This window comes from Microbacterium sufflavum, assembly GCF_023091155.1.
Taxonomy (GTDB): domain Bacteria; phylum Actinomycetota; class Actinomycetes; order Actinomycetales; family Microbacteriaceae; genus Microbacterium; species Microbacterium sufflavum.
In genome coordinates, this window is the sequence record NZ_JAHWXK010000001.1 from 2,937,164 (window position 1) to 2,962,181 (window position 25,018).

Genomic DNA, 25,018 nt, shown 5'->3' on the forward strand with positions numbered 1-25,018 from the left:
CCATGCCGTACGAAGCGCACAAGCCGACGCTGGCACCGACAGCGGACGAGCTCCGCGACCGCATCCCGGGCTGGGGCACCGACCTTCCCCCCGAGCACCGCCGCACGTGGCAGCAGCTCGAGGACTACGGCGACACGGGTGCGCACTGGACGCGCCCGGATCCGCAGCCCGGCAGGGAGGGACGGGAACACTCCATCGAGCACTCGATGGTGCCTCCGGTGTTCGGTACGGCGCAACCGCTGCACGGCATCTCCGGAAGTGTGCGTCGCTTCGCCTACGACCACTTCAGCGAGACGAAGAACACGCGCTGGCTGCTGCTCGTGATCGGCGACCGCATCGAGGCCGTCGGGGCGCACGTGCGATCCCTGGCAACGCCGCGGCCCGACAACCCGATCACGCAGACCGGGATCCTCGCGGAGCCGCGGCACCGTCCGCTCACCTCGCGGTTCGGGCGGGGACGGGTCGACGTCCGGCACACCTGGCTCGACCCAATCATCGTGGCAGGGCCCTGGGTCGTCGCCGTCGTGATGACGGTCTCCCTCGTACGCACGGTGTTCCGCCGCGGTTGACCAGACGGTCGAGCGCTTCCCTGAAACGCGAAAAACCCCCGGGATCCCGGGGGTTTTTGGTGGTGCGCGATACTGGGATCGAACCAGTGACCTCTTCCGTGTCAGGGAAGCGCGCTACCGCTGCGCCAATCGCGCCCGTTGGGGCTATTCAGTTTCAGGTGAGGTGGCGACGGGATTCGAACCCGTGTAAACGGCTTTGCAGGCCGGTGCCTAGCCGCTCGGCCACGCCACCGTGTGGATTGACCCCACGTGCTGCCGATCTTCGAAAAGACCTACTGCACTCGAGCGGATGACGAGACTCGAACTCGCGACCCCAACCTTGGCAAGGTTGTGCGCTACCAACTGCGCTACATCCGCATTTCGTTCCCGGTTGTCCCGGGCACTCATGAAACATTAGCCGATGAATCCCCGCCTGCCAAACCCGGACCGAATCTCGCGCGTGTCTCGCGGAGTGGTTATCGGAGGCTCCGAGCGTCCGGTAGTATCGGTTGACGTACCCCGCGGGTATGGGCGATTGGCGCAGTTGGTAGCGCGCTTCCTTCACACGGAAGAGGTCATCGGTTCGAGTCCGGTATCGCCCACCACATTCTCCTTCGCAGGCTCACTGCCCCTCAGAGGATTCGTCCGTCTCCCGGTCGCGATACGCGCAGCCAGCGGTAGCCGTAAGCCGGCACCTCGAGCTCCACGGCTCCATCGTCGTCGAGCGTGATGCGCTGCGCCTCCAACAGGTCGACCAGCGCCGTCCCCGCGGGTTCATCCGCGAGGCGGAACCGCGTCGTGGCTGGACGCTCGGCGAAGTTGTGCACCGCGATCATCCGGCCGACGTCGGCCCGCAGCGAGTGCACGAGGAGCGCGTCCACCGGCTGCTCGACCACCGCGAACTCGCCCCAGCCCAGCTCCGGTGACACCCGGTACCGCGACGTGAGCTCGCGGAGGAAGTGCAGCAGCGAACCGCGGTCCTCCAGCTGCGCGGCGACGTTCACGTGCTCGGGCGCGTAGCCGTCTGCGGGTGGCTTCGACACCAGTCGGGACGGGGCGGCGTCCGAGAACCCGCCGTTCCGGTCCACCGACCACTGCATGGGGGTGCGCACGGACTCCCGCCCGGCGATGTCGATGTTCTCCCCCATCCCGATCTCCTCCCCGTAGAACAGCACGGGGGTCCCGGGGAGCGTGAACAGCAGGCTGTAGGCCATGCGGATCCGGCGGGGATCGCCCTCGAGCATCGTGGGCAGACGGCGGGTGATGCCACGCCCGAACACCCGCTGCCGCTCGTCCGGGGCGAACGCCTCGAACACCTCCTGGCGCTCGGCGTCGCTGAGCTTGTCGAGCGTGAGCTCGTCGTGGTTGCGCAGGAAGTTCGCCCACTGCACCTCAGGACCCAGCGCCGGCCGCGAGGAGAGCGCTTCGATGAGCGGCGCCGGATCGCGCCGCGCCAACGACAGGTACAGCGCCTGCATCGCCACGAAGTCGAACTGCATCGTGAGCTCGTCGCCGTCCGTGCCGCCGAAGTACTCGACCTGCTGGTCATACGGCAGGTTCACCTCGCCGAGCAGGATCGCCTCGCTCGAGCGTCGCTGGAGGAAGCGGCGCATATCCCGCAGGAGTTCGTGCGGGTCGGGGATGTCGGCTCCGACTGGGATCTCCAGGAAGAAGGGCACCGCGTCGACCCGGAACCCGGAGATGCCGAGCTGCAACCAGAAGCCGATCACCTTCGCGATCTCGTCGCGCACGCGGGGATTGGCCACGTTCAGATCCGGCTGATGCTCGTAGAAGCTGTGCTGGTACCACTGCCCCGACTTCTCGTCCTTCGTCCAGATCCCGTCGGCCTGTCCGGGGAACACCGCGTTCTTCTGGCCCTTCGGCGGTGCGTCGTCTCGCCACACGTAGTAGTCGCGGTACGGCGAGTCCACACTGCGGATCGCGGCGCGGAACCACGGATGCCGATCGGAGGTGTGGTTGATGACCAGGTCGACGATCACGCGCATGCCGCGGTCGCGCGCCGTGCGGATCACCTCCACGAGATCGCCGTGCGAGCCCAGGCGCGGATCGACGCCGTAGAAGTCGCTCACGTCGTAGCCGTCATCGCGGTCGGGGGTGGGATAGAACGGCATGAGCCACAGGCACGTCATCCCCAACTGCGCGAGGTAGTCGATGCGCTGCGCGAGGCCCCGGAGGTCGCCCACCCCGTCGCCGCTCGTGTCCAGGAACGTCTCCACGTCGAGGCAGTAGACGACGGCGGTCTTCCACCAGAGGTCGCTCGTGTCGGTGATCTTCACAGCAGCTCCTTCATCCGGGGCAGCACCGCATCGGCCGCGGCGGCCAGAAAGCCGGACTGCTCCTGTCCGACGTGGTGGAGGTACACGCGGTCGAAGCCGATCCCGGCGAGTGCGGCGACCCGCTCCGCGAGCGCCACGGGATCGTGCTCGACCAGTACCGCCGACCGCAGCGCCTTCTCGTCGACCGCGCCCACCGCGGCGTCGAAGTCCTCCGGCTGCTCGATGTTCCACGCGAGTGGCGGCGTCAGCACGCCCTGTCGCCACTGCGTGCGGGCGAGGTCGAGAGCCTCGGCGTCGGTATCGGCCCAGCTGACGTGCACCTGCAGGACGCACGGCCCCTCTCCGCCCGCCGACCGGTACGCGTCCACCACGCGGGCGAGCGCCGCGGGCTCCTGCGCCACAGTCGCCAGGCCCTGAGCCCACGATGCCGCCCATCGCGCCGTCTCCGCGCTCACCGCGGTTGCGAGCAGGGGCGGCGGCTGCGTGGGACGGCTCCACACCCGCGCCCGATGCACGCGCACGAGCCCGTCGTGCGTGACCTCCTCGCCGTCCAGCAGCAGGCGGATCACGTCGACGCTCTCCCGCAGCCGGCGGTTGCGGACCTCCTTGCTCGGCCACGGGTCGCCCGTGACGTGCTCGTTCATCGCCTCCCCGCTGCCCAGCGCCGCCCAGAACCGCCAGGGGAACATCTCCTCCAGCGTCGCGAACGCCTGCGCCATCACCACCGGGTGATACCGCTGTCCCGGCGCGTTCACCATCCCGATCGAGAAGCTCGTGCGTGCCAGCGCCGCCGCGATCCAGCTCAGCGCGAATCCCGACTCGCCCTGCTCCGGCAGCCACGGCGCGAGATGGTCGGAGCACATCGCGCCGTCGAACCCTGCGGCTTCCGCGGCGACGACGGCGTCGAGAAGCGCGCTCGGGGGGATCTGCTCGTGTGACGCGTGGAATCCGATGAAGGCCATATCGCGAGTGTGGCAACTCCGACCGCGCCGGGCGCCGTGCTTGACATGAACGCTCGGTGATGGCAGGAGCGTCCGTTCTCGGGCGGTGCGCCCGAGGGCGACCGTGGACCGCGTGTCGGCCACCCTCCGTAGGATGCCGCTGTGCCCACCCCCGGTCCCCTCCCCTCCCCCTGCGGCCTCTGCGGTCACCCCACGGGAGTCCGCATCGACGGGGCCCTGCATTGCGCGGCCTGCGGATGGCGCTACGGTGATGCGCCTGACCCCGACCTCCCGTTCCCCCGCATCGACGTCGTCTACTACCTCCGCTTCGACGAGCGGGTCAAGATCGGCACCAGCCGCCGGCCACGGCAGCGCCTGGCGAGCATCCGGCACCACGAGCTGTTGGCCTTCGAGCAGGGCGGGCGTGCCCTCGAGCAGCAGCGCCACCGCGAGTTCGCCGCGGAACGCGAGGGCGGAGAGTGGTTCACGCTCACCCCTCGCGTGCGCGCACACATCGCCGGGCTGCGCGACGCGGGCGAGCCGTGGCTGCTCTACGCACGCTGGCTGAGCACGGCACTCCGCGCCTGATCCCGTACCACCGCCTCGGCTCCCGCACCAGGGCCTGGTCGCCGGGCGGCGATCGCGAGAGCATGCCGACAGCGGGACGCGACCGGCGACCCGTGCACGAGAGGAGCCGACATGACCGGACGAGAGAACACCCCCGCCGACGACCTGAGCGCTCAGGACCCCCTCGCGGGCGACGGCAGCGGCGACCCGAACACCGACCGGGAGTTCCTGCAGGATCTGCCGCCCGCGCAGGTCGACACCGAGCAGGTCGCCGAGCACGTCGCGGACGACGACGACGAAGACGCCTGACCGGAGACGGAGGAGCCATGGGGACGCTGCGCTACTCGATCAACGTGACGCTCGACGGCTCGTGCCACCACGAGGCCGGCCTCCCGCCCGACGAGGAGTCGATGCGCTACTGGACCGCGCAGGTGCGCGAGGCGGACGCCATGCTGTTCGGCCGGGTGACGTACGAACTCATGGAGTCCGCGTGGCGCCGCCCCGCCTCCGGCACGTGGCCGGAGTGGATGCGGCCGTGGGAGGTGCCGTTCGCCAGGGCCATCGACCGGGCGCGCAAGTACGTGGTGTCGAGCGGCCTCGACGCCGTCGACTGGAACGCCGAACTCCTCCGCGGTGACCTCGCCGAACAGGTCGCACGGCTCAAGACGGAGCACGCCCGACTGTCGGTCGGCGGCGTGACCCTCCCCGTGACCCTGGCTCAGCACGGACTCATCGACGAGTACGAGTTCGTGGTGCACCCGGTCGTCGCCGGACACGGACCGCCGCTGCTCGGCGGGCTCACGGAGCAGTTGCGCCTCGAGCTCGTGGAGCGCCGGGAGCTGCGCTCGGGCGCCGTCGTCACCCGGTACCGGCCTGCGAGCTGACCGGCGTCCCGCGCGCACGGAGACGGCGGGCGGCCGCTGTCTGGCTGACCACCCGCCGCCGTTCCGCGGGGATGTCACGCGGTCGCCGCGCGCCCCCGGACGGTCTGCGGCTGCGGCTGCGAGAACAGCACGACCACGATCACGGCCGCGCCCACGACCACGTGCGGAAGCCAGACGTTCAGGGGCTGGTCGGCGAAACCGAACAGCCACGGCGAGAGCGCCAGGAACAGGCTCGCGACGATGTCGAACACCAAGTGCACGGGCATCGGGATGAGCCCGAACGGACCCCATTCGTACTTCGTGAACAGGCTGTAGACGATGAGCCCGACGCCGAGGACGATCGGGATGACGACGGCGGCACCGCCGACACTCGCGAAGCCGAACAGCCAGGGCGCGGCGATCAGGGCGATCCCGACGACGTAGTCGAGGATTCCGTGGACCTTGGTGGGGATGAAACGCATGATTCCTCCTTGTGTGGCGCCGCTGTGCGCGACTCACCAAGGGTTCGCAGCCATCGCCCGATCGGATTGGATGTCGCGGATCGGTGCGCGCGCGTCAGGCCCGCGCCCACCCGTAGCGGGCGGCCAGGGCCGAGGCGACCCTGGCGTAGCGCTGGCGGTCGAGCGCAGCCGCCTCCCTCCGCAACCCGCGCTCGTGCACGCTGTACAACTGCTCGATGTCCACCCACGACTCGCGACCCTGGGCGTCCCAGGCGCCGGAGCCGATCGAGAGGTAGTCGCGGTCGCCGTCATGCGGACGGCTGGTCATCCGCACGGCGTACACACGGTCGTCGGACTGCCGCCCGATCACGAGCACCGGCCGGTCCTTCCCCCGCCCGTCCCCCTCCTCGTACGGCACCCACGTCCACACGACCTCGCCGGCGTCGGGGGCCCCGTCCCGTGCTGGGGCGTAGGCGACGCGGAGCGCGCGGATCCGCGCGGGGTCGATCCTGATCGTCTCGGTCCCGGCGGTCCGCCCGGCATCGAGCGTGTCCGCCTGTCGCGGTGAGCCATGGCGGGCGGCCTGCTCCTCAGGTGTGCGCAGACGCGCGGTCGGGCGTCTCGGACCGGAGGTGGTCCGAGACGCCCGACCGGAGTTCACCGCCTTGAGCAGGATCTCCGCGAGTGTCGTCAGGATGCCGTTGGTCTTGCCCACACGGTCACCCTAACCGCGATCACGCGTCCGCGAGCGCGTAGCCCTCCTCGCCGTGGACGACCTGGTCGACGCCGGCGATCTCGTCCTCGCTCGTGATACGGAAGCCGATCGTCTTCTGGATCGCGAAGCCGATCACGAAGGCCACCACGAAGGAGTAGATCAGCACGCCGAGCGCGGCGATCACCTGGACCGCGAGCTGACGGGCGTCGCCGCCCACGAACAGGCCGGTGCCGGTGGCGAAGAAGCCGAGGTACACGGTGCCGATGAGGCCGCCGACGAGGTGGATGCCCACGACGTCGAGCGAGTCGTCGAAGCCCAGGCGGAACTTCAGCTCGACGGCCAGCGCGCACACCACACCGGCGACCGCGCCCAGCAGCAGCGACCAGCCGGGCGTGAGGTTGGCGCAGGCCGGGGTGATCGCGACCAGACCCGCCACGGCACCCGAGGCGGCGCCGACCGAGGTCGCCTTGCCGTCCTTGATGCGCTCGATCAGGATCCAGCCGAGGATCGCCGCCGCCGTCGCACCGAGCGTGTTCAGGCCGATGAGCCCGACGCCGCCCATGTCCTCCGCGAGCCACTCGGCACCGGCGTTGAATCCGAACCAGCCGAACCACAGCAGCGCGGCGCCCAGCAGCGTCAGCGGCACGTTGTGCGGCTTGAGGATGCCCTTCTGGAAGCCGATGCGCTTGCCGAGCACGAGCGCCAGGGCGAGAGCAGCTGCACCCGCGTTGATGTGCACCGCGGTCCCACCGGCGTAGTCGATGACGCCGATGCCGCTGTCCTCCCCGAACAGCGTCGTGCCGAGGTTCATGATCCAACCGCCACCCCAGACCCAGGCCGCCACCGGGAAGTAGCCGACCGTGGCGAACACGCCAGCGAAGATCAGCCAGCTGCCGAACTTGGCGCGGTCGGCGATGGCGCCGGAGATCAGGGCGACCGTGATGATCGCGAACGTGGCACCGTAGGCGACGCCCAGGAGCGCGACGTTCGATCCCTCGCCCGATGCCAGGTTGGACAGGCCGAAGTCGGCGAACGGGTTGCCCGCGAACGCGGTCGGGCTGTCGACGGCGCTCATCGAGAAGCCGAAGAGAATCCACAGCACGGCGACGAGTCCGATGGAGCCGAAGCTCATCATCATCATGCTGACGACGCTCTTCGCCTTGACGAGACCGCCGTAGAAGAAGGCGACGCCGGGCGTCATGAGCAGAACGAGCGCCGTCGCGGTGATCGCCCACGAGATGTTGCCGGGAGCATCCATAAGGAAAACCTCACATCCGAAGTAATTGAGAGCTTCAGTGTGACCACGCACGGTTTCGCCCATGCGTGAGGTTTGTTTCCCCGCTGTTACAGCGTGCGCTCCGGTGTGAACATCGCGTTACGCGGCCCTTCGGGCTTACGCAGAATGCGTGAGGGCGTTGAGGCGGGAGATGGCGCGCAGGTACTTCTTGCGATATCCGCCGGCGAGCATCTCGTCGGAGAACACCGCGTCCAGACCCAGGCCGGTCGCGACGATGGGGAGCTGCGCGTCGTACACCCGGTCGACGAACGCCACGAAGCGCAGCGCCTCGGACTGATCCGTCAGCTGGCGCACGCCGCGGAGGCCCACCAGCGCGAGGCCGTCGATGAGGCGGATGTACCGCGAGGGGTGCACCTGGGCGAGGTGCCGGATCAGATCGTCGAACGCGTCGTCGGACGCGGGCCCCTCGGCCCCGTCGATCGCTGCCGCGTAGGCCGCATCATCCCGGACGACCGCGTGGCCGTCGATCGCCCGCTGACGGAAGTCCACGCCGTCGATGCGCAGCGTTTGGAAGCTGTCGGACATCGCGTGGATCTCGCGCAGGAAGTCCTGCGCGGCGAAGCGCCCCTCCCCCAGCGCGTTCGGCGGCGTGTTCGACGTCGCGGCGAGCTTGGTCCCGGTGGGCACCAGCTCGCCCAGCAGCCGCGTCATGACCATGGTGTCGCCCGGGTCGTCGAGCTCGAATTCGTCGATGCACAGCAGATCGGCGCCCTTGAGCAGGTCGACCGTGTTCTTGTAGCCGAGGGCCCCGACGAGCGCCGTGTACTCGATGAACGACCCGAAGTACTTCCGGCGGGCGGGCATCGCGTGGTAGATCGACGCGAGCAGGTGCGTCTTGCCGACACCGAAGCCACCGTCGAGGTAGACGCCCGGCTTGAGCTCCGGCTCCTTCTTCGCCCTGCTGAACAGTCCCCCGCGCTTGACCGGGGCGCCGCGGCCCGAGAAGCGCAGCAGCGTCTGCTTCGCCTCCTCCTGCGAGGGATACGCGGGGTCGGCGCGGTAGCTGTCGAACGTGGCCTCGTCGAACTGGGGCGGCGGCACCAGGCTCGCGAGCATCTCGGGCCCGGTGACGGTGGGCGTGCGGTCGGTGAGGTGCACGGTGCCGGAGCGGGTGGTCGGGTCGGTCATCACGGTCCTGAATCAGGCGGCGGCCTGTGTCGAAGTCTTACGGATCCGGTGCCGGGGGCACGGGGAGCATCTATCGTCGAAAGAGACGGATCAACACTACGCCGTCTTACCCGACCGCTCGCCCGCTCACCCGCTACGGAGACCCCATGGCCATCGAGTTCGACTCCTCCTCCTCCAAGTTCGCCGAGTATGCCGAGCCCGGACGGCTCGTGACGACGCAGTGGCTGGCGGAGCGGCTCGGCGCTCCCGGGCTCGTCGTGGTGGAGTCGGACGAGGATGTGTTGCTCTACGAGACCGGCCACATCCCCGGTGCCGTGAAGGTCGACTGGCACACGGAGCTGAACGACCCCGTGGTCAGGGACTACGTCGACGGCGAGGGCTTCGCGGCGCTGCTGAGCCGCAAGGGCATCGCCCGCGACGACACGGTCGTGATCTACGGCGACAAGAACAACTGGTGGGCGGCATACGCGCTGTGGGTGTTCTCGCTCTTCGGGCACGAGGACGTGCGACTGCTCGACGGAGGCCGTGACCGCTGGATCGCGGAGGGTCGCGAGCTGACCCGCGAGGTCACCGAGCGCCCGACGACCGAGTACCCGGTGGTGGAGCGCGACGACTCCGTGATCCGCGCCTATAAGGAGGACGTCCTCGCCCACCTCGGCAACCCGCTCATCGACGTCCGCTCCCCCGAGGAGTACAGCGGCGAGAGGACCACCGCCCCCGCCTACCCGGAGGAGGGCACGCTGCGCGCCGGCCACATCCCGACCGCGCAGAGCGTGCCGTGGGCCAAGGCGGTCGCGGAGGACGGCGGCTTCAAGAGCCGTGCCGAGCTCGAGGCGATCTACCGCGACGGCGCCGGGCTGAAGGACGGCGACGACGTGGTGGCCTACTGCCGGATCGGCGAGCGGTCGAGCCACACCTGGTTCGTGCTGAAGCACCTTCTCGGCTTCGAGAACGTGCGCAACTACGACGGTTCCTGGACCGAGTGGGGCAGCGCGGTGCGCGTTCCGATCGTCACCGGAGCCGAGCCCGGCACGGTCTGACCGTGGGACAATGGCGGGGATGAGCGCCACCGACCTGCCCGACACCCTCGCCGAGATCCGCGACGGGTTCCTGGAGACTCCCGAGGCCGACCGTCTCCTGCTGCTCCTCGAGTTCGCTGACGAGCTGCCTCCCGTCTCGGAGGAGGTCGCGAACCACCCCGAGATGTGCGAGCGCGTCGCCGAGTGCCAGTCGCCCGTGTACATCTACGTCGAGGTGAACGACGACATCGTGACGATGCACGCGACCGCACCGGAGGAGGCGCCCACCACGCGCGGCTTCGCGAGCATCCTCGTGCAGGGCATCACGGGCCTCACCTCCGACCAGGTCCTGGCGATCCCGGAGGACTACCCCCAGTCGATCGGGCTCACCAAGGCCGTGTCTCCGCTGCGCATCGGCGGGATGACGGGCATGCTCATGCGCGCCAAGAACCAGGTCAGGCAGAAGCGCTGAGACCCTGGTCCGCCAGCCACGTCGTGATCGCGGTGCTCCAGCCCCGCTCGTCGTAGTTCCACAGCTTCGTGTGACGGGCGACGGTGAACCGCGGCATCGTGACCAGGTCGGGTCGCGCCTCCTGCAACGCCCGTGACGCGTCGACGGGCACGAAGCCGTCGTCGTCGCTGTGCAGGATCAGGATCGGCGCGGCGAGCTCGTCGGCGCGCGCGACCATGTCGAGCCGGTCGAACAGGATCGGCTCGTCGGCGCCGCTCAACCGCGCCGTGAGCGGCAGTTGCAGGGCGCTCATCGCCAGGTCGGGCAGCGGGGGCCGGACGCGGAGGAGCTTCGCCTGGAAGCGCAGCACCGTGCGCCAGTCCACCACCGGGGACTCGAGGATGACGCCGGCGATCCGGTGCCGGTTGCCCGAGCTCACCGAGGCCTGCAGCGACACCGCGCCGCCCATGGACCAGCCCATCAGCACGACATGCTCGGCGCCGTGGCGCAGCGCGTAGGCGATGGCGGCGTCGACGTCGCGCCACTCGGACGCCCCGAGGGCGTAGGCGCCGGCCCGCGTGCGCGGTGCCTCGCCGTCGTTGCGGTACGACACCACGAGGTTCGGCAGCCCGGCGGCGTGCAGCACGGGCACCGCGCGGAGGCACTCCGACCTGGTCGTGCCGCGGCCGTGCACCTGGATCACCCAGGTGGACGACGACGCCGGGAAGAACCAGGCGGGGCACGGCCCGGCGGGCGAGCCGATCAGCACGTTCTCCCACCGCAGGTGCAGCTCGCTGGGAGAGGTGTAGTAGGAACCGCTGAAGGAGGCGCCGCGGTCGACGCTGGCGCCCGGCTCGATTTTGGTGAGCAGCTTGCGACGCACCGTCGTGCTGTCCGCGCTCAGCACGGCCCCGAGCTTCACGTAGCCGTAGGTCCCGGTGGTGAAGAGCCCGTAGCGCCCGGGCAGCTCGGTGTCGAGAGTGCGACCGAGCTCGATGGTCTGCGCACCGGTGTCGATCGCGAGGATCTCCGTGTCTGGCACCTTGCGCATCGGGGTGACCACGCGTCGCGCGACGGCGAGCACCAGGAATCCGGCGGCGGCTCCCAGCGCGAGGAGCGCGGGGACAATGAACTGGGCGGCGTGCCTGAGACTCTTCATCGCCTTCCGACTCTAGCCTGTTGCCGTGACCGCACATCCCGAGGCCGGGACGCCCTTCGACAGCGCCGTCGCCGAACTGCGTGAGACCGCGTTCCGCGATGACATCACGGTGCGCGAGATCCCGACGCCGCAGGGCCTCGCCCCGTTCGCGATCGCGCTCTCCGCCGATGTGCGGCCCGGCGAGGACGGCGACTCCGTGTACGGCACCGGCCGGTTCATCCTGCTCCACGATCCCGACGAGCCGGATGCCTGGGGCGGCGCCTGGCGCATCGTGATCTTCGCGCAGGCGCCGCTGGAGACGGAGATCGGCACCGACCCGCTGCTGGCCGACGTGACGTGGTCGTGGCTGGTGGACGCGCTCGACTCGCGCGGCGCGGTCTATCGCGCGCCGTCGGGCACCTCGACCAAGACGCTGTCCAAGGGTTTCGGCGGCCTGGCCGACGAGGGTGACGGGGCACAGATAGAATTGCGGGCGTCCTGGACACCGGATGGCCCCTTCCGACCGCACGTCGAAGCGTGGGCCGAGCTGGTCGGCATGCTGGCGGGACTTCCGCCGGGCTCCGAGGGCATCGCCGTGATCGGCGCGCGAAAGGCTGTACGTGACTGAATACTCCGTGATCTCCGACACCGAGGAGTTCCTGGCGGCGTGCGCGGCGCTCGTGGCGGGGTCCGGCCCCGTGGCGGTCGACGTCGAGCGGGCGTCCGGTTTCCGCTACTCGCAGCGGGCCTACCTGGTGCAGGTGTTCCGTCGCGACAGCGGCGTCTTCCTGTTCGATCCTCCGGCGATCGGTGACATGGGCGCACTGCAGACCGCGATCGGCGATGTGGAGTGGGTGCTGCACGCCGCGAGTCAGGACCTGCCGTCGCTGCGGGAGCTGCACCTCGAGCCGCGCACGATCTTCGACACGGAGCTGGCGGCGCGGCTGCTCGGTCACGACCGCGTCGGGCTCGCGGCGGTGGTGGAGGACACACTGGGCATCACGCTGAAGAAGGAGCACTCGGCGGCTGACTGGTCGACCCGTCCGCTCCCCGCCGCCTGGCTCGAGTACGCCGCGCTCGACGTGCTGCACCTGGTGGACGTGCGCGACGCCCTGGTCGCCGAGCTCGAGGAGCAGGGCAAGACCGACTTCGCCGCCCAGGAGTTCGCGGCCACGCTGGCGCGCACGCCCAAGGCCCCGCGCGAAGATCCGTGGCGGCGCCTCAGCGGGTTGCACCAGGTGCGCGGCGCCCGTAACCTCGCCGTCGCCCGCGCCCTGTGGGAGGCGCGGGAGATGTACGCGCAGCAGCAGGACATCTCCCCCGGAAGGCTCGTCCCCGACCGCTCGCTCGTGGCGGCCGTGCTCGCCAACCCCGCGTCGAAGCAGGCGCTGGCCGGCATCAAGGAGTTCCAGGGTCGCGCGAGCCGCACCCAGCTCGACCGCTGGTGGCAGGCCATCGTCGACGGTCGCGCGGCCGAGCAGCTGCCGCGCGAGCGCGTCCCCAGCGACACCCTTCCCCCGCCGCGCGCCTGGTCCGATCGGAACCCCGAGGCGGACGCACGGTTGAAGGCCGCACGCCCCGCGGTCGAGGCGGTGGCGGAGGAGCTGGGCATGCCCACCGAGAATCTCCTCACGCCCGACTACCTGCGCCGCGTGTGCTGGGACTCCCCCGGCACCACCGCGGCGGAGATCGGCGACGCCCTCGCCGCGCTCGGTGCGCGTCCCTGGCAGATTGAACAGACCGCACAGAAGATCGCGGACGCCTTTGTAGAGGCGGCGCAAGCGCCCGACACCACCTCCCCGACCGCTTCGTAGGTTCGATCCAACCGATTCCTCCCGGTTTTCACGGCTTCCTAGACTGAGGTCAACCCCAAGAAACCTGGAGGCAGAGTGGCCGAGATCTCGGACGTCTTCTTCGTCGATGGCGTGCGCACCCCGTTCGGGCGCGCCGGCGAAAAAGGCATGTACTGGAACACCCGCGCGGATGACCTCGCCGTCAAGACGACCATCGGGCTGATGGAGCGCAACGCCGCCGTGCCGGCCGACCGCATCGACGATGTCGCCATCGCGGCGACCAGCCAGACCGGTGACCAGGGGCTCACGCTCGGCCGGTCCGTCGCGATCCTGGCCGGTCTCCCCCAGACGGTGCCCGGACTCGCGGTGGAGCGCATGTGCGCGGGCGCGATGACCAGCGTCACCACGATGGGCGCGTCGATCGGCGTCGGCATGTACGACCTCGCCCTCGCGGGTGGCGTCGAGCACATGGGCCACCACCCGATCGGCTCCAACGCCGACCCCAACCCGCGCTTCGTCGCTGAGAAGATGGTCGACCCTGGCGCGCTCAACATGGGTGTCACGGCGGAGCGCATCTTCGACCGGTTCCCGCACCTCACCAAGGAGCGCTCCGACCGCTTCGGCATGCTGAGCCAGCACAAGGTGCAGGCGGCGTACGACGCCGGCAAGATCCAGCCCGACCTGGTTCCCGTCGCGATCAAGGGCGCCGACGGCGCGTGGGGTCTGGCCACCGAGGACGAGGGCCGTCGCCCGCAGACCACGATGGAGGACCTCGCCGGGCTCAAGACGCCGTTCCGTCCGCACGGACGCGTCACGGCGGGCACGTCCTCGCCGTTGACCGACGGCGCGACCATGTCGCTGCTCGCCGGTGGGGGTGCGGTGAAGGAGCTCGGTCTCGCGCCGAAGATGCGCATGGTGTCGTTCGCCTTCGCGGGCGTGCAGCCGGAGATCATGGGCATCGGCCCGATCCCGTCCACGGAGAAGGCGCTCAAGAAGGCCGGACTCGACATCTCCGACATCGGGCTGTTCGAGCTGAATGAGGCGTTCGCGATCCAGGTGATCTCGCTCCTCGACCACTTCGGCATCGCCGACGACGACCCCCGCGTCAACCAGTGGGGCGGGGCGATCGCGCTCGGACACCCCCTCGCGGCCTCCGGCGTCCGACTGATGATCCAGCTCGCCGCACAGTTCGCCGAGCGTCCCGACGTCCGCTACGGCCTGACCGCGATGTGCGTCGGCCTCGGTCAGGGCGGCTCGGTCATCTGGGAGAACCCGCACTACGACGGAAAGAAGAAGAAGTGAGCTACGACGACGTCGACTTCTCGCCCATCCAGGCGCTGACGGAGGGCGAGGTGATCACGCACTCCCCCGTGCGCGACATCCGCCTCCCCTCCGGCAAGGTCCTCGCCCTCATCACCCTCGACAACGGCCGCGACCACACGCGCCCGAACACGCTCGGGCCGGCCACGCTCACCGAACTCGGCGAGACGCTGGACGCGCTGAAGGCACGGGCGGCGTCCGGGGAGATCCAGGCCGTCGGCATCACGGGCAAGCAATACATCCTGGCCGCCGGCGCCGACCTGTCCGACATCAGCAAGGTCGGCTCGCGCGACAACGCCCGCCTCATCGCGCAGCTCGGGCACCGGGTGCTCGGCAAGCTCGGTGAGCTCGGCGTGCCGTCGTTCGCGTTCGTGAACGGTCTGGCGCTCGGTGGAGGGCTGGAGATCGCGCTGAACTCCAGCTACCGCACCGTCGACGCCTCGGCCGCTGCCGTGGCGCTCCCCGAGGTGTTCCTCGGCATCATCCCCGGCTGGGGCGGCGCCTACCTGCTGCCGAACCTCATCGGCATCGAGAACGCGCTCGAGGTCGTCATCTCGAACCCGCTCAAGCAGAACCGCATGCTGAAGCCGCAGCAGGCGTTCGACCTGGGCATCTTCGACGCGATCTTCCCCGCCGCGAACTACCTCGAGAACTCGCTGACCTGGGCCGACGCGGTCCTCGGCGGCAAGAAGGTGGAGCGCAAGAACGAGCCGGGCAAGATCGAGCGGCTCACCAAGTGGCCGATCGCGATCAAGATGGCGCGCGGCATGCTCGAGTCGAAGATCGGCACCGTGCCGAAGTCGCCGTACGCGGCGCTCGACCTGCTCGACAAGGCCAAGAGCGGCACCAAGGCCGAGGGCTTCGCCCGCGAGGACGAGGCACTGGCCGAGCTCGTGACCGGCGATCAGTTCGCCGCCTCGATGTACGCCTTCGATCTCGTGCAGAAGCGGGCCAAGCGCCCGGTCGGCGCGCCCGACAAGGCGCTCGCGAAGAAGGTCACCAAGGTCGGCATCATCGGTGCCGGACTCATGGCGAGCCAGTTCGCGCTGCTCTTCGTGCGCAAGCTCCAGGTCCCCGTCCTCATCACCGACCTCGATCAGGCGCGGGTCGACAAGGGCGTGGCGTACATCCACGACGAGATCGGGAAGCTGGAGGGCAAGGGGCGCCTCGACGCCGACACCGCCAACAAGCTGCGCGCGCTGGTCACGGGCACGACCGACAAGAGCCTGTACGCCGACTGCGACTTCGTGATCGAGGCGGTCTTCGAAGAGGTCGGCGTCAAGCAGCAGGTCTTCGGCGAGATCGAGAAGATCGTGGCGGAGGACACCATCCTCGCCACGAACACCTCCTCGCTCTCGGTCGAGGAGATCGGCGCGACGCTCGCTCACCCGGAGCGCCTGGTCGGGTTCCACTTCTTCAACCCGGTCGCCGTCATGCCGCTGATCGAGATCGTCAAGACGCCGAGCACCTCCGAGGCCGCACTGTCCACGGCTTTCGTGGTCGCGAAGAACCTGGGCAAGAACGCGGTCCTGACCGCCGACGCACCCGGCTTCGTGGTGAACCGTCTGCTGGCCAAGGTCATGGGCGAGGCTGCGCGCGCGGTCTACGAGGGCACCCCGATCGCCGAGGTGGAGAAGGCGTTCGCGCCGCTCGGCCTGCCCATGGGGCCGTTCCAGCTGATCGACCTGGTCGGATGGAAGGTCGCCGCCCACGTGCAGGACACGATGGTGCACGCCTTCCCCGACCGGTTCTACGCGAACGAGAACTTCCACGCCCTCGCCGCGCTCGACCAGGTCGTGGAGAAGGACAAGGGCGGCCGGGTGGTCGGCTGGAGCAAGCAGGCCGAGAAGGTCATCAAGCCCGCACTCGGCAAGAGTCCGGCCTCTGCGGCGACCATCCTGCAGCGCGTGCAGGACGGCCTGGCGACGGAGATCAAGCTGATGCTGGACGAGGGCGTCGTGCCCGAGGTGGAGGACATCGACCTGTGCCTCATCCTCGGCGCAGGCTGGCCGTTCATCGACGGCGGCGCCTCGCCCTACCTCGACCGCGAGGGCGCTTCGGAACGCGCCTTCGGCGGCTCGTTCCACACGCCGCAGATCCGCGGCATCGAGAACCGCTGATCAGTCCGACGACGGGGGCCGTGCCGAGCGCGCGGCCCCCGTCGTCGCGTCCTGGGCAGGGCGCTCGTCGGGCTCCCCGCGGCGCGGCCAGTGCGACATCGCCCGTTCCGCCAGGGCGGTGATGGTGAGCGACGGGTTGACACCGGGGTTCGCGGGGACCGCAGCACCGTCCACGACGTGCAGCCCGGGATGACCCCAGACGCGGTGGTACTCGTCCACGACGCCGGTCTCCGGGGCCGAGGAGATGACCGCCCCGCCGAGGAAGTGCGCCGTCAGCGGGATCCCGAACACCTCCGGCCACGACCCGCGCGCCTCGGCACGGATCCCGCTCTCCTGCTCGAGCCGCGCCGCGATCGCCTGCGCCGCACGGTGTGCCTCCGGCAGGTGACTCGGGTTCGGCGCACCGTGCCCCTGCGCGCTGGTCAGACGCCAGCGCCCGAACCGCCGCCGCAGCGACAGCGTGAGGGAGTTGTCGGCGGTCTGCATGACGAGGGCGATGATCCCGCGCTCGCTCCACCGCCGGAGCGACCCGAGCCGGACCGCGGTGACCGGTGCGCGGAGGATTCCCCGCACGAGCGCTGCCAGGCGTCCGGGCAGCGACCTCTCCCCCGGCACGAGCACGGTGGCCAGAGCTCCCATCAGGTTCGACCCCGGACCGTAGCGGACGTTCTCGACGTGGGTGCGCTCGTCCACGTGGAAGGACGTCGTGATCGCCACACCCCGCGCGAGCTGAAGCTGCTCCGGAACGCGCACGGCCACGGCGCCGTCGAGCGCCTCGGAGTTCGTGCGGGTCAGGCGCCCCACGGCGTCGGGTATCCGAGGGAGCGCGCCGGTGTGCTTCATCCGGTGCAGCAGCTGCTGCGTGCCCCAGGTGCCGGCGGCGAGCACGACCTCCCGCGCCGTCACGGTGCGGGCCCGGCGCCGCAGCCAGGCCCCGCTGCGCACGGTCGTGATCGCGAAGCCGCCCGTCGCCAGCTCCCGCACCTCGGTGACCGTGCGGAGGGGCTCGATCGCGACTCCGCGTCGCTCCGCCAGCGCGAGGTAGTTCTTCACCAGGGTGTTCTTCGCGCCGACGCGGCACCCCACCATGCAGTTGCCGCAGAGCGTGCACCCCGTGCGGTCGGGACCCTCCCCGCCGAAGTACGGATCGGGCACGCGGCGCCCCGGCTCGCCGAACCACACCCCGATGGGTGCCCGGCGGAAGCTCTCCCCCACGCCGAGGTCGTCCGCGGCTCCCGCCATGATCCGTTCGACCGGCCCGCTGTGCGGATACGCATCGACCACGCCGAGCATGCGCTTCGCGGTTGCGTAGTGCGGAGCGAGCGCCGCCCGCCAGTCACGGATCGAGCCCCACTGCGGGTCGGCGAAGAACGCGGGGCCCGGCTCGTAGAGCGTGTTGGCGTAGTTGAGCGAGCCTCCGCCCACACCGGCTCCCGCGAGGATCATGACGTGCGGGAGGCGGTGGATGCGCTGCACGCCGAAGCACCCGAGCGCGGGCGCCCACAGGTACCGGCGCACGTTCCAGCTCGTCTTCGCGAAGTCGTCGTCGGCGAAGCGCCGCCCGGCCTCGAACACGCGGACACGGTAGCCCTTCTCGCTCAGCCGCAGCGCCGCGACCGAGCCGCCGAAACCCGACCCCACGACCACGACGTCCTCATCGAACACGGGCGTCTCCCTCGCTCGGTGGGGTCATCATCGTCAGCGCACCCGTCCGCACGGAGATGGTGCAGACGTCCTCGCCCCGGCGCTCGCCGTCGGCGTACACCACGAGTCCGGGCGCGGCGACCGTGACGCGGCGCGCTGCCGTGTGCTGCACCTCGGGACGGGCCAGGTGTGCCCCGCGCAGCAGGAGGGGGAACAGCCGCACGAGTCGGGTGCGGCCGAGCGGTGCGACGCGGACGACGTCGAGCCGCCCGTCGTCGGGCAGGGCGCCGACGCACACCGGCATGCCTCCGCCGTAGCTGGCCGTGTTCCCGATGGCCACCAGAGTCCCCCGGGCGGTGATCGGCCGTTCGTCGTCGACCGTGACGGTGAAGTCGAGCGGCCGCAGCCGGACGAGCTCGATGAGCAGGGCCAGGTAGTACCGGAGGGCGCCGGAGGGCCAGCGCAGACGGTTGGTGCGGTCGCTCACCCTCGCGTCGAAGCCCAACGCCACGACCGTGAGGAAGGCGGCACGACCCGCGCGCGTCTCGACCTCACCCACGTCGATCGCCCGGGGCGTGCCGGTGAGGGCGAGTTCGACGGCTGCGGCGGCGTCGTGTCGCGGCAGGCCGAGCGCGCGGGCGAGGTCGTTGCCCGTCCCGGCGGGCACCAGGGTGATCGGGACGGCGGCGGCGCACACGACATCGAGGATCCCCGACAGCGTGCCGTCCCCGCCGACCACCACGAGCCCGTCCGGCCCGCCCACGAGGGCTTCAGACGCCAGCGCCGTCGTGTCCGCCGCCGAGTCCCCGACGTAGAGTCTGACGCTCGCGCCGCGCTGTCGAAGGTGTGCCACCGCGAGCTCGGTCAGACGGCGGCCGCGCCCCTTGCCCGCGCGGGGGTTCGACAGCACCGCGATGTGGCCCACGTCAGTCCCCCGCCGGGAGGGCAGCGGGGATCACGGCGCCCGGGTTCAGGAGCGCCTGCGGGTCGAGCTCGCGCTTGATCGCCGTGAGGATCCGCATCCCGGCCGGTCCGAGCTCCTGCGCCAGCCAGGGCGCGTGATCCCGTCCGACCGCGTGATGGTGGCTGATGGTGCCCCCGTGCGCGAGGATCGCGTCGTTCACGCGTGCCTTGACGGTCGTCCACACCGGGAGCGGATCGCTGCGGATCCCGGCCAGGACGGTGAAGTACAGCGACGCCCCCGTGGGGTACAGGTGCGAGACGTGGCACATCACGGTCGACCGGGCCCCCGCGTCGCGGAAGCCCTCGCGCAGGGCGGTCTCGACCGCGGCCTTCAGCGTCGCGAGCCCCGTCCAGGTGGTGGCGGTCTCGAGGGTCTCGCAGAACACACCGGCGTCGAGCAGGGAGTCGCGCAGGTAGGGCCCGTCGAATCGGCCGGCCGCCCACTCCTCCGCATCCCCTGCGCCCGACGACGTCCCGCCCGCCGCGCGCAGCAGCGCGGTCGTCCGGGCGCGCCGCGCGTCGATGTCATCGCCCTCGTACACGGTCACGACGCTGGCGCCGCGCGCGATCGCCTTCCCGATCCGGCCGACCTGCGCGAGACCGACGGCGGTCTCGGCCTCGTCGGACAGACGGATCACGGTGGGACCCGCGCCGTGCTGCGCGACGCGGCGGAGTCCGTCGACCCCGTGCGCGAAGTCGGGGAACGACCATGACTCGAACACCCGCTCGGCGGGCACGGGGTGCACGCGCACGCGGACCTCGGTGATGACGCCGAAGATGCCCTCCGACCCCAGGAACAGCCGGATCAGGTCGGGTCCCGCGGCGGATCCGGGAGCCCGGCCGAGCTCGAGGTCGCCCGTCGGTGTCGCGACCCGGAGCCCGGTGACCATGGTGTCGAAGCGTCCGTACCCTGAGGAGTTCTGGCCCGACGAACGCGCGGCCGCGAAGCCGCCGATGGTCGCATAGCGGAAGCTCTGCGGGTAGTGTCCCAGCTCGAGCCCGTGCGCTGCCAGCTGCGCCTCGGCGTCGGGGCCGGTCGTCCCGGCCGCGAACACCGCCTCGCCGCTGAGCGCATCGACGCGCAGCAGGCCGCGCAGGCGGCGCAGATCCAGGCTGATCACGGCGCGGTGCGGCCCGCGCTCCGGATCGAGCGCGCCGACCACGCTCGTGCCCCCGCCGTAGGGGATCACCGCGATGTCGCGCTCCCCGGCCACGGCGAGGCATGCCATGACCTGAGCGTGGTCGGCGGGGAGCACGACCCCGTCCGGCACGCGTTGATCGCGCTCGCGGCGCCGCAGCAGGTCCGGGGTGGAGCGCCCGCCGGCGTGACGGATCCTCGCCTCGTCCGCGTGGTCCACCCCGTCGACGCCGACGACGGCCGCGAACGCCGCCCGGTCGTCGTCGGTGAGCGCGCTCGGTCGGACGCGCACCTCCGCGAGCGACGGCGGCGGCGCAGGGCGGCGCACTCGCCCCAGCAGCAGCGGGATCAGGGCTCGCACGGCGCGCGGAAGCTCCTTCGCCTTCGCCGGATCGCCCCAGCCGTTCCACCGCATGGGCTCCTGTTCGGCGGCCCTGCCGATCTCGTCCTGCATGCGTTACAGTGTGACACATCATGGAAGAACGTCAACCTGTCGGAGTCCCACCCGTGTGGGAACCGACGCAGACGCGGGTCCTCGACGCGGCCGACGAGCTCATCGTGCGCACCGGCATCCACGGGGTCACGATCGCAGCGCTCGCGCGCCGCTCCGGACTCAGCCGTCCGACGATCTACCGCACCTGGAGCGATGCCGACGACGTAGTGCGCGCCGCTCTGCTGCGGCGCGTCGGAACCCTCATCGGACGCTTCTCCGCGGTCGCGGACACCCGAGCCGCCCTGGTCGACGACATCCTGACGTTCACGGCCCTGTTCCGCGCCGACGACGTCTACGCCCGGCTGCTCGACGAGGAGCCGGAGGCCTTCACGCGCTACACGCTGCAGCGCGTCGGGTCGAGCCAACGGCTCATCCTCGGCTGGCTCGCCGCAGCCATCGGACGGGGCCAGAGGCACGGGTCCGTGCGGGCCGGAGCGCCCGAGGAGATCGCCGTGATGCTGCTCCTGATCGCCCAGTCGGCCGTGCTGTCGCACGCGACCGTGGCCGACCTGATCGACGAGGACGCGTGGGAGCGCGAGCTCCGCGCCGCCGTGGACGGGCACCTGCGACCGTGACCGACCCCGCCACCGCCCTCCACGCCGCCCGCCGCCGACGCGATCTCGCCGCGGGAGCGGAGGAGACCTGCGACGTGCTGGTGGTCGGCGGAGGCATCACCGGTGTCGGTGCGGCTCTCGACGCCGCCTCACGCGGACTCCGCGTCACACTGATCGAGGCCGAAGACCTCGCGTTCGGCACGAGCCGCTTCAGCTCGAAGCTCGTACACGGCGGACTGCGCTATCTCGCCACCGGTGATGTCGCCACCGCGAACGAGAGTGCGCTCGAACGACACCTGCTGATGACGGTGATCGCGCCGCACCTCATCCGTCCGCTGCCGCAGCTGCTGCCGTTCGCCGCCGGGGTGACGCTCCGCCAGCGCTCCGCCGGTTCGATGGGCATGGCCATGGGCGACGCGCTGCGACTGCGCGCCAGGACGCCGCGTCGGGTGCTGCCACCGCCGCGACTGGTGGGGCCGCGCGAGGCCCAGCGGCTGTTCCCCGCTCTGCGTCGCCGTGACCTGCGCGGCGGCGTGCTCGGCTTCGACGGGCAGCTGGTCGATGACGCCGCGCTCGTGGTCGCTGTCGCACGGACGGCGGCGGGGCGGGGCGCGCGCATCCTCACACGGGTGCGGGCGGAGGAGCTGCACGACGGTGGAGCGACCGTCGTCGACACGCTCACGGGCGAGCGGCTCGAGCTGCGCGCCCGGGCCGTCGTGAACGCCACCGGCGTCTGGGCGGGAACGCTCGACGACAGCATCCGCGTGCGCCCGAGCCGCGGCACGCACCTCGTGCTCGACGCGGACGACCTGGGCCGCCCGACCGCGGCGTTGACCGTTCCCCGGGAGGGCTCGATCAGCCGCTACGTGTTCGCGCTGCCGCAGCGCCACGGGCGGGTGATCGTGGGGCTGACCGACGAGGACGCCGCCGGGCCGGTCCCGCGCGTCGCCGCGCCCACCGAGCCCGAGATCGCGTCGCTGCTCGCCACGCTGAACCGACTGCTGGCGACCCCCCTCACGCGAGACCACGTCCGCGGGGCGTTCGCCGGACTGCGGCCCCTGGTGGACAACGGCGCCGCGTCGTCCGCGGACGTGTCCCGGCGGCACCTGGTGCACGTCTCCCCCGGCGGGTTCGTGTCGGTGCTCGGCGGGAAGCTCACGACCTACCGTCGGATGGCCGAGGACGCGGTCGACCTCGCCCTGCGTCACCGCGGGATCGACGCACCGCCCAGCAGCACCGCGGCTCTGCGGCTCGTGGAGGACACGGGCGCGCGGTGGGGTGCACCGGACGACACGTCGGATCCGCCCGCACTCCCACGCGCCGCGGTCGAGTTCGCCGTGCGGTGCGAGGGCGCGCTGACCGCGGACGACGTCCTGGAACGACGCAGCCGCCTCGCGCTGGTCACCGCCGACGCGGAGCGCGCACGACCGACCGTCGAGCGCATCGTCGCGGAGACCCTCGCCGATCTGGACTGATCCCGCCGCGGGCCCCGGATCAGTGGCGCTCGTGCAGCGGGAGGTCGATCGTACCGGTCTCTCCCGCGTGGCGCGCCTTGGGGATGCGCGTCCCGAGCACCTGCGCCACCACGTCCTGGGCGATCTTCGACGCGGTGAGCCCCGCATCCGCGAGGATCTGGTCGCGCGACGCGTGGTCGAGGAACTCGTCGGGCAGCCCCAGCTCGTCCACGGCCGTGTCGATCCCGGCCTCGCGCAGCACCTGGCGCACGCGCGTGCCGATGCCGCCGACGCGGATGCCGTCCTCCAGGGTGATGACCAGGCGATGACGAGCGGCGTGCTCGACGACCGACGGCTGCACCGGGATCGCCCAGCGCGGGTCGAGCACCGTCGCACCGATGCCCTGCGCGCGGAGGCGGTCCGCCACATCGAGGGCGAGCTCGGCGAACGGGCCGATCGCGACGATGAGCACGTCTTCGCTCTCCCCCCTGGCCAGCACGTCGACTCCGTCAGCGAGGCGCTCGATCGCCGGGAGGTCGGGCGCGACCTCCCCCTTCGGGAACCGGATCACGGTGGGCGCGTCCTCGACGGCGACCGCCTCGTCCAGCGCCTCGGTGAGTCGCACGCCGTCGCGCGGCGCGGCGATGCGGATGTGCGGCACGATCTGCAGCATCGCGAGGTCCCACATGCCGTGATGGCTCGGACCGTCGGGACCGGTGACCCCGGCCCGGTCGAGCACGAAGGTGACGCCGGCACGGTGCAGCGCGACGTCCATGAGCACCTGATCGAAGGCGCGGCCCATGAAGGTCGCGTACACCGCGACCACCGGGTGCAGCCCGCCGTAGGCGAGTCCGGCCGCCGAGGCCACGGCGTGCTGCTCGGCGATACCCACGTCGTAGACCCGATCCGGGAAGCGCTCGGCAAAGGGGGCCAGGCCGGTCGGCCGCAGCATCGCCGCGGTGATCGCGATCACGTCGGAGCGCCGTTCGCCCACGTCGACCAGCGCGTCGGAGAACACGTCGGTCCATCCGCGCCCGCCGGAGGACAGCGTCTCCCCGGTCGTGGGGTCGATGCGCCCGACCGCGTGGAACTGATCGGCGTCGTCGTCGCGCGCGGGCTGGTACCCGCGCCCCTTCTCGGTGATGGCGTGCACGATGACGGGCGCGCCGTACGACTTCGCGAGCTCCAGGGTCTCCAGCAGGGCCGGGAGGTCGTGGCCGTCCACCGGGCCGAGGTACTTGATGTCGAGGTTCGAGTAGAGGGCCTCGTTGTTCGTGAAGCGGGAGAGGAAGCCGTGCGTGCCACCCCGCACCCCACGGAACACGGCCCTGCCGACGGGGCCGAACGCGCGGAACAGACGGTCCGACTTGTGGTGGAGGTCCTTGTACGCGGCCGCCGTGCGGACCCGGTTCAGGTACCGCGACATCCCGCCGATCGTGGGTGCGTAGGAGCGGCCGTTGTCGTTGACGACGATCACCAGGTTGCGGTCGTTGTCGTCGGAGATGTTGTTCAGCGCCTCCCAGGTCATGCCGCCGGTGAGCGCACCGTCGCCCACGACCGCGACCACATGGCGGTCGGCGCGTCCGGTCGCGGTGAGGGCGCGGGACACGCCGTCTGCCCAGCTCAGCGAGCTCGAGGCGTGGGAGGACTCGACCACGTCGTGGGGGCTCTCGCCGCGCTGCGGGTAGCCGGCCAGACCGCCGCGCACGCGCAGTCCGGAGAAGTCCTGGCGCCCTGTGAGCAGTTTGTGCACGTACGACTGATGCCCGGTGTCGAAGATGAAGGGGTCGTCGGGAGACGAGAACACGCGGTGGAGGGCGATGGTGAGCTCCACGACGCCGAGGTTCGGCCCCAGGTGGCCCCCGGTACGGGAGACGTTCTCGACGAGGAACGTGCGGATCTCGGAGGCGAGTTCTTCCAGTTGCTCTGGCGACAGGCGGTCCAGGTCGCGGGGTCCAGAGATGCTCGGAAGAATGGGCATCTGCGCCTCCTCACAGGCTTCGACAGAGACGCCCGTCACGGGTGCGAGCGCCTACCGATCCTACCTCGCGGAGTCGGAGAAGCCGCCGAGGACGACGCCCCCTTGACACGGCGAAGGGGCCCGTGTCCGTAGA

Annotated in this window: 23 protein-coding genes and 4 tRNA genes; 13 read left to right on the forward strand and 14 right to left on the reverse strand. The window is 70.9% G+C overall.

Annotated elements, in window-relative coordinates:
• Positions 1–2: 2 nt before the first annotated feature.
• Positions 3–569 (forward strand): hypothetical protein, encoded by a 567-nt coding sequence (locus tag KZC56_RS14185; RefSeq protein ID WP_247638815.1) that lies wholly within the window; start codon positions 3–5, stop codon positions 567–569.
• A 60-nt stretch (positions 570–629) separates the two neighbouring features.
• Here KZC56_RS14185 and KZC56_RS14190 read toward each other — a convergent pair.
• The 3 genes from KZC56_RS14190 to KZC56_RS14200 all read right to left on the reverse strand — a co-directional run bounded on the left by KZC56_RS14190 (position 630) and on the right by KZC56_RS14200 (position 926).
• Positions 630–704: transfer RNA gene (locus KZC56_RS14190), tRNA-Val, on the reverse strand.
• Between the two features lie 26 nt (positions 705–730).
• Positions 731–801 (reverse strand) — tRNA-Cys (locus tag KZC56_RS14195).
• Between the two features lie 52 nt (positions 802–853).
• Positions 854–926, reverse strand: a tRNA-Gly gene (locus KZC56_RS14200).
• A gap of 151 nt (positions 927–1,077) precedes the next feature.
• Here KZC56_RS14200 and KZC56_RS14205 point away from each other — a divergent pair.
• Positions 1,078–1,153 (forward strand) — tRNA-Val (locus KZC56_RS14205).
• 27 nt (positions 1,154–1,180) lie between these two features.
• Here KZC56_RS14205 and KZC56_RS14210 read toward each other — a convergent pair.
• Together KZC56_RS14210 and KZC56_RS14215 are read right to left on the reverse strand one after the other, a co-directional pair.
• The gene (locus KZC56_RS14210) at positions 1,181–2,845 is read right to left on the reverse strand and encodes an alpha-amylase family protein (protein ID WP_247638816.1); all 1,665 of its coding nucleotides are present in this window, start codon (positions 2,843–2,845) and stop codon (positions 1,181–1,183) included.
• A complete protein-coding gene (locus tag KZC56_RS14215; RefSeq protein WP_247638817.1) occupies positions 2,842–3,807 on the reverse strand; it encodes a TIGR03885 family FMN-dependent LLM class oxidoreductase in 966 nt (321 codons plus the stop codon). Before KZC56_RS14215 ends, KZC56_RS14210 begins: the two co-directional genes overlap by 4 nt.
• Positions 3,808–3,948: 141 nt before the next feature.
• Between KZC56_RS14215 and KZC56_RS14220 the strand changes: the two genes are divergently transcribed.
• The 3 genes from KZC56_RS14220 (at position 3,949) to KZC56_RS14230 (ending at position 5,237) form a co-directional block, all read left to right on the forward strand.
• Complete coding sequence (locus KZC56_RS14220; RefSeq protein ID WP_136033078.1) at positions 3,949–4,374, forward strand: GIY-YIG nuclease family protein; 426 nt, start codon at positions 3,949–3,951, stop codon at positions 4,372–4,374.
• 111 nt (positions 4,375–4,485) lie between these two features.
• A complete protein-coding gene (locus tag KZC56_RS14225) occupies positions 4,486–4,662 on the forward strand; it encodes a hypothetical protein (protein WP_247638818.1) in 177 nt (58 codons plus the stop codon).
• 17 nt (positions 4,663–4,679) lie between these two features.
• Positions 4,680–5,237 carry a dihydrofolate reductase family protein gene (locus KZC56_RS14230; RefSeq protein WP_247638819.1) on the forward strand — a complete coding sequence of 186 codons (558 nt, stop codon included), beginning with the start codon at positions 4,680–4,682 and terminating at the stop codon, positions 5,235–5,237.
• Between the two features lie 74 nt (positions 5,238–5,311).
• Here KZC56_RS14230 and KZC56_RS14235 read toward each other — a convergent pair whose 3' ends face one another.
• The 4 genes from KZC56_RS14235 to zapE form a co-directional block, all read right to left on the reverse strand.
• A complete protein-coding gene (locus KZC56_RS14235) occupies positions 5,312–5,698 on the reverse strand; it encodes an SPW repeat domain-containing protein (protein ID WP_136045997.1) in 387 nt (128 codons plus the stop codon).
• 94 nt (positions 5,699–5,792) lie between these two features.
• Positions 5,793–6,392 (reverse strand): type II toxin-antitoxin system PemK/MazF family toxin, encoded by a 600-nt coding sequence (locus KZC56_RS14240; protein WP_136033073.1) that lies wholly within the window; start codon positions 6,390–6,392, stop codon positions 5,793–5,795.
• Between the two features lie 19 nt (positions 6,393–6,411).
• A complete protein-coding gene (locus tag KZC56_RS14245) occupies positions 6,412–7,650 on the reverse strand; it encodes an ammonium transporter (protein ID WP_136033071.1) in 1,239 nt (412 codons plus the stop codon).
• A 135-nt stretch (positions 7,651–7,785) separates the two neighbouring features.
• Positions 7,786–8,817: a cell division protein ZapE gene (zapE, locus tag KZC56_RS14250; protein ID WP_247638820.1), complete on the reverse strand. Its 1,032-nt coding sequence runs from the start codon at positions 8,815–8,817 to the stop codon at positions 7,786–7,788.
• A 146-nt stretch (positions 8,818–8,963) separates the two neighbouring features.
• Between zapE and KZC56_RS14255 the strand changes: the two genes are divergently transcribed.
• A complete protein-coding gene (locus KZC56_RS14255; RefSeq protein ID WP_247638821.1) occupies positions 8,964–9,857 on the forward strand; it encodes a sulfurtransferase in 894 nt (297 codons plus the stop codon).
• A 19-nt stretch (positions 9,858–9,876) separates the two neighbouring features.
• On the forward strand, positions 9,877–10,308 hold the full coding sequence (locus tag KZC56_RS14260) for a SufE family protein (RefSeq protein WP_136036107.1): 432 nt from the start codon (positions 9,877–9,879) through the stop codon (positions 10,306–10,308).
• Here KZC56_RS14260 and KZC56_RS14265 read toward each other — a convergent pair.
• Positions 10,292–11,446, reverse strand: coding sequence for an alpha/beta hydrolase family protein (locus KZC56_RS14265; RefSeq protein ID WP_247638822.1), 1,155 nt, complete (start codon positions 11,444–11,446; stop codon positions 10,292–10,294). The genes KZC56_RS14260 and KZC56_RS14265 overlap by 17 nt on opposite strands.
• 25 nt (positions 11,447–11,471) lie before the next feature.
• On the opposite strand from KZC56_RS14265, the gene KZC56_RS14270 reads away from it, so the two are divergent.
• The 4 genes from KZC56_RS14270 (at position 11,472) to KZC56_RS14285 (ending at position 16,658) form a co-directional block, all read left to right on the forward strand.
• Positions 11,472–12,053: a DUF3000 domain-containing protein gene (locus KZC56_RS14270; protein ID WP_136033060.1), complete on the forward strand. Its 582-nt coding sequence runs from the start codon at positions 11,472–11,474 to the stop codon at positions 12,051–12,053.
• Positions 12,046–13,239: a ribonuclease D gene (locus tag KZC56_RS14275; protein ID WP_136033058.1), complete on the forward strand. Its 1,194-nt coding sequence runs from the start codon at positions 12,046–12,048 to the stop codon at positions 13,237–13,239. Before KZC56_RS14270 ends, KZC56_RS14275 begins: the two co-directional genes overlap by 8 nt.
• 75 nt (positions 13,240–13,314) lie before the next feature.
• A complete protein-coding gene (locus KZC56_RS14280) occupies positions 13,315–14,520 on the forward strand; it encodes a thiolase family protein (RefSeq protein ID WP_247638823.1) in 1,206 nt (401 codons plus the stop codon).
• The gene (locus KZC56_RS14285; RefSeq protein ID WP_136033054.1) at positions 14,517–16,658 is read left to right on the forward strand and encodes a 3-hydroxyacyl-CoA dehydrogenase NAD-binding domain-containing protein; all 2,142 of its coding nucleotides are present in this window, start codon (positions 14,517–14,519) and stop codon (positions 16,656–16,658) included. The genes KZC56_RS14280 and KZC56_RS14285 overlap by 4 nt, the downstream gene beginning before the upstream one ends.
• Here the strand turns inward: KZC56_RS14285 and KZC56_RS14290 are convergent, their stop codons facing one another.
• Genes KZC56_RS14290 through KZC56_RS14300 form a run of 3 tightly spaced genes read right to left on the reverse strand, consistent with a single transcriptional unit; the run spans position 16,659 to position 20,857 of the window.
• Positions 16,659–18,323, reverse strand: coding sequence for a GMC oxidoreductase (locus KZC56_RS14290; protein WP_247638824.1), 1,665 nt, complete (start codon positions 18,321–18,323; stop codon positions 16,659–16,661).
• The gene (locus KZC56_RS14295) at positions 18,313–19,227 is read right to left on the reverse strand and encodes a YegS/Rv2252/BmrU family lipid kinase (RefSeq protein ID WP_247638825.1); all 915 of its coding nucleotides are present in this window, start codon (positions 19,225–19,227) and stop codon (positions 18,313–18,315) included. Before KZC56_RS14295 ends, KZC56_RS14290 begins: the two co-directional genes overlap by 11 nt.
• A 1-nt stretch (position 19,228) precedes the next feature.
• Positions 19,229–20,857: an FAD-binding oxidoreductase gene (locus tag KZC56_RS14300; protein ID WP_247638826.1), complete on the reverse strand. Its 1,629-nt coding sequence runs from the start codon at positions 20,855–20,857 to the stop codon at positions 19,229–19,231.
• Between the two features lie 53 nt (positions 20,858–20,910).
• On the opposite strand from KZC56_RS14300, the gene KZC56_RS14305 reads away from it, so the two are divergent.
• Positions 20,911–21,471, forward strand: a complete 561-nt coding sequence (locus KZC56_RS14305) for a TetR/AcrR family transcriptional regulator (protein ID WP_247638827.1) — start codon at positions 20,911–20,913, stop codon at positions 21,469–21,471.
• The gene (locus tag KZC56_RS14310) at positions 21,468–22,925 is read left to right on the forward strand and encodes a glycerol-3-phosphate dehydrogenase/oxidase (protein WP_247638828.1); all 1,458 of its coding nucleotides are present in this window, start codon (positions 21,468–21,470) and stop codon (positions 22,923–22,925) included. The genes KZC56_RS14305 and KZC56_RS14310 overlap by 4 nt, the downstream gene beginning before the upstream one ends.
• A 19-nt stretch (positions 22,926–22,944) precedes the next feature.
• Here the strand turns inward: KZC56_RS14310 and dxs are convergent, their stop codons facing one another.
• Positions 22,945–24,885, reverse strand: coding sequence for a 1-deoxy-D-xylulose-5-phosphate synthase (gene dxs / locus KZC56_RS14315; protein WP_136036100.1), 1,941 nt, complete (start codon positions 24,883–24,885; stop codon positions 22,945–22,947).
• Positions 24,886–25,018: the final 133 nt, after the last annotated feature.